Here is a 3,775-nt window from a genome sequence, read left to right as displayed (position 1 = left end):
CCGCCCGGCGGCCGGCCGCCGCGGCGGCGTCCCGCACCCGGCCGAACTGCCGCTCCGTGTCCTCGATGGAGGCGAACGGCATGTTGAACTCGTCCGCGTACCGGGCGGTGAGCCGCGGCGTGCGCGTGGCGCCGTGCCCGCCGATCAGGATCGGCACCTTGCCCTGCGCGGGCTTGGGCAGCGCGGGCGAGTCGGTCAGCTGGTAGTACGTGCCGTCGTGGTCGAAGGTCTTGCCGGGCTCCGTCGCCCAGAGCCCGGTCACGATCGCGAGCTGCTCCTCCAGCCGGTCGAACTTCTCCTTCGGGAAGGGAATGCCGTACGCGGTGTGCTCCTCCTCGAACCAGCCCGCGCCCAGGCCCAGTTCGACCCGGCCTCCGGACATCTGGTCGACCTGTGCGACCTGGACGGCCAGCACGCCCGGCAGCCGGAACGTGGCGGCCGTCATCAGCGTGCCGAGCCGGATCCGCTGGGTCTCCCTGGCCAGCCCGGCCAGGGTGATCCAGGCGTCCGTCGGCCCCGGGAGCCCGTCGCCGGATCCCATCCTCAGATAGTGATCCGACCGGAAGAACGCGTCGAAGCCGAGGGCCTCGGTGGCCCTGGCCACGGTCAGCAGGGTCTCGTAGGTCGCCCCTTGCTGGGGCTCGGTGAAGATTCGAAGATCCATGCACCTATCCTGCACCCTCGAACCGCCGGCCTCCTTCCGGCTCCCGTGCGGCCAGTCTGCGCAGCATCCCGCCCACCCGGTCGCTCGACTCGTCGGCGGCGTCGATCGCCTCGATGCACTGCCAGTACAGCCCCTCCTCGTCCGTGGCACAGGCCACCGCGACCAGTGCGATGCCCACCTCGCCCAGCAGCTCGCCCAGCCCGGTCAGCGCACCCCTCGTGTCCCGCACCCCGGAGAGCTGTGCCGCCCGTGTCCCGCCGGGACAGAGCCCCGGCTGATCCGGCGATCCGCAGCCGCGCCCGCCGGCCTCGCCCAGCTCCCGTGCCTCGCCTCTCAGTTCCTGTGGTCCGCTCAGGGCCAGCCGGTGGCCGATCGCCTGCGCGAGGGCCTGCGCCTGGCAGGCCTCCGTGATCACGTCCAGCGCCTCCGCGCTCCCCGCCAGGGCATGCCGGCTCACTCCGATGAGCCGTTCCGCATCCATGCACAGCCCCCGTTCATACGACAATCCTGCCCATTCACTCCACTACCCAGAGTGAGGTAACGGCGACAGAAAGGCCAGAGCAATGCGGAAATCTCTGGACAGCGAGCTCAATGTGTATAACTCAGTCACTCCGCAGAGTGACGATCATGGTGAATCAGGCCCCACCGAAGGGCGCTTGGGCGGAAAGCGGACCTCATTCCGGTCGATCTTGGCCGCGAGCACCGCGAGCACGTCGACATCCAGCACCTCGCAGAGCTGGAGCAGATAGGCGAGCACATCGGCGACCTCGTCGGTCACCCGGTGGGCCGTCCCGGGGTCCTCCATCACCCGCGCGGACTGCTCCGGCGTCAGCCACTGGAAGATCTCCAGCAGTTCCGAGGCCTCGACGCTGAGCGCCGCCACCAGGTTCTTGGGGGTGTGGTAGGGCTCCCAGTCGCGCGCCGCCGCGAACTCGGCCAGCCTGCGCTGCAATCCGGCTACGTCGTGTTCCGTCACGCGTCCAGGGTATTCCGCCCGGGTCCGGCCGGATCGGGGAGCACCCACCGCCGGAGCACCCGACGCCGGAGCACTCGCCGCCGGAGCACCCGACGCCGAGCGTCCAACGCCGGAGCGGCCGATGTCGTCGCGGGCTCGCGCGCCCGGCGGGTTCGGGACGCCAGGCCCCGGCTCCGCCACCGCCGGCCGTTCCGCCCGGACGGCCCCTACGACCCGGGGACGGCCTCCGCCGCGATGCCCTCGACCTCCGTACCGATCGGCGCCAGCAGGAAGACATTCCTGTCGACCCGGTGCATCCCGCTGCCGAGACCGAAGACGACCCCGCTGCTGAAGTCCAGGATGCGCTTGGCCACATCGGGCTCCGCGCCGGTCAGATCGAGCAGCACCGGAATCCGTGCGATGAGATGGTCGGCGACCTCCCGCGCGTCGCCGAACACCTGCACCCGAAGGACGATGAAGCGCCGGTTCTCCGCCGCGTAGTCGCGTGTGACGGCCCGGTGGTCGACCCGGGAAGGCCACTCGTCGCGGCCACGCAGCGGAACGACCTGAGCGAGTCCCTCCCACTGCTCGTCGGTGGCGTCGAACTCGCCGTATCTGCCGTACCTGCTCACCGGACCACCCCGCCCCTGCGCTGAGTCTGCATCCGGCCATCCTCTCGCCCCTCACTCGTTCGGCCCAACAGCGACACGGCCCGGCCGACGACGTAAACCGGCGGGACTCCGGCCCGGGGCCGCGGTCCCGTCCGCTCACGGGGACATCCCTCCCGGCACGCCGTCCCGCGCGGTGCCGGGGGCCGTCTCAACGCGGCGTCGGGTACGCCCTCCTCACCTCCAGACCGGCCGGCGCCTCGATGTGCGCCGTGCCGTCGGCGTCGACCGAGATGTCCAGCCGTCCGCCCGCGACATCGAGGCCCGTCACCGCCAGCGGCCGGTACGCCTCGGCGAACCCGGGTGCGACGGTGAGTGTGCCGCCGGGCACATCGGCGCTGAGTCCCAGCACGGACTGGAGCACCAGTACGGACGACGCCGCCGCCCAGGCCTGCGGACGGCAGGACGCCGGATACGGCGCGGGCCAGGCGTCGCTCGCCGCGCCGTGCCCGGCGAAGAGCTCGGGAAGACGCGCCTCGAAGCCCGCGGACGCGGTCAGCAGACCCGCCGAGAGCGACGCGGCCTCGTCGGGGAATCCGGCCCTGACCAGACCGTGCACGGCGATCGCGGTGTCGTGCGGCCAGATGGAACCGATGTGGTAGCCGTACGGGTTGTAGCCCACGGAGTCGCTGCTCAGGGTGCGCAGCCCATGCCCGGAGTCGAGATCGGCAGAGCCGAGCCGGGCGGCCAGCAGCGCGCTCTCCTCCTGGTCGAGCAGACCCGTGCCCAGCAGATGACCGAAGCCCGAGGTGACCGAGTCCACCGGCTTCCCGTCGCGGTCGAGGGCGACGGCCGGATAGGGACCGCGCTCGTCCTCCACCCAGAAGTGGGCGCGGAACCGGTCGCGCAGCCGCTCGGCCCACTCCTCCCACTCGTCGGCGCCGGGCCGGCCGAAGGCGCGCAGCAGCGCGGCGCCGCCGCGGGCCGCCTCGTAGGCGTACGCCTGGACCTCGCACAGCGCGATCGGGGCGCGGGCCAGCCGGCCGTCGCGGTGCCGGATGGCATCGCCCGAGTCCTTCCAGCCCTGATTGGCCAGGCCCCGTCCGGTGAGGTCGATGTACTTCAGGAAGCCGTCGCCGTCGGCGTCGCCGTGGTCGCGCATCCAGGCGAGCGCGGACTCGGCGTTCGGCAGGAGCTGTTCGACCTGCTCGGGCGCGAGGCCCCAGCGCCAGGAGTCGTGCAGCAGGGTGACCCAGAGCGGAGTGGCGTCGACCGTGCCGTAGTAGCTGGGCGGCAGGGCGAAGCCGTCGTGGAACTCCTGGGCGGCGCGGCGCACTTCGTGCAGGATCTTGCCCGGCTGCTCCAGGGTCTGCGGGTCGGACGCGGTGCCCTGGCGGCGGGCGAGGGTACGCAGCGTACCGGCGGCGAGTCCGGTCCCCAGCGGCAGCAGCATACGGGCCGCCCACAGGGAGTCCCGGCCGAAGAGCGTGAGGAACCAGGGGGCGCCCGCGGCCAGGAACTGGTCCTCGGGCGCCCCCTGGTTCCTCA

The 3,775-nt window shown here is 72.2% G+C and carries 5 protein-coding genes; all 5 read right to left on the bottom strand.

Features of this window, described 5'->3' with window-relative positions; all coding sequences use genetic code 11:
• Positions 1-664: LLM class F420-dependent oxidoreductase (locus tag BFF77_RS29825; protein ID WP_066956148.1), on the bottom strand; the 664-nt coding region annotated here is incomplete at its 3' end.
• A 4-nt stretch (positions 665-668) separates the two neighbouring features.
• Entirely contained in the window at positions 669-1,145 is a 477-nt protein-coding gene (locus tag BFF77_RS29820; RefSeq protein ID WP_066956145.1) for a DUF6099 family protein, read from the bottom strand.
• 144 nt (positions 1,146-1,289) lie between these two features.
• Positions 1,290-1,640 carry a nucleotide pyrophosphohydrolase gene (locus tag BFF77_RS29815; RefSeq protein WP_066956143.1) on the bottom strand — a complete coding sequence of 117 codons (351 nt, stop codon included), beginning with the start codon at positions 1,638-1,640 and terminating at the stop codon, positions 1,290-1,292.
• A gap of 206 nt (positions 1,641-1,846) precedes the next feature.
• A complete protein-coding gene (locus tag BFF77_RS29810; RefSeq protein ID WP_066956140.1) occupies positions 1,847-2,251 on the bottom strand; it encodes a cell division protein SepF in 405 nt (134 codons plus the stop codon).
• Between the two features lie 187 nt (positions 2,252-2,438).
• A partial coding sequence (locus BFF77_RS29805) for an amylo-alpha-1,6-glucosidase (RefSeq protein ID WP_281196638.1) occupies positions 2,439-3,775 on the bottom strand: 1,337 nt, incomplete at its 5' end.

It is taken from the genome of Streptomyces lushanensis (assembly GCF_001700515.1).
GTDB classification, from domain to species: Bacteria; Actinomycetota; Actinomycetes; order Streptomycetales; family Streptomycetaceae; genus Streptomyces; species Streptomyces lushanensis.
Note: the sequence above shows the minus strand (reverse complement) of the source record. Positions and strands in the feature narration are given on the sequence as shown.

Coding starts and splice junctions, on each gene's coding strand:
- BFF77_RS29820 (WP_066956145.1), bottom strand. CDS start 1,145: ATGGATGCGGAACGGCTCATCGGAGTGAGCCGGCATGCCCTGGCGGGG.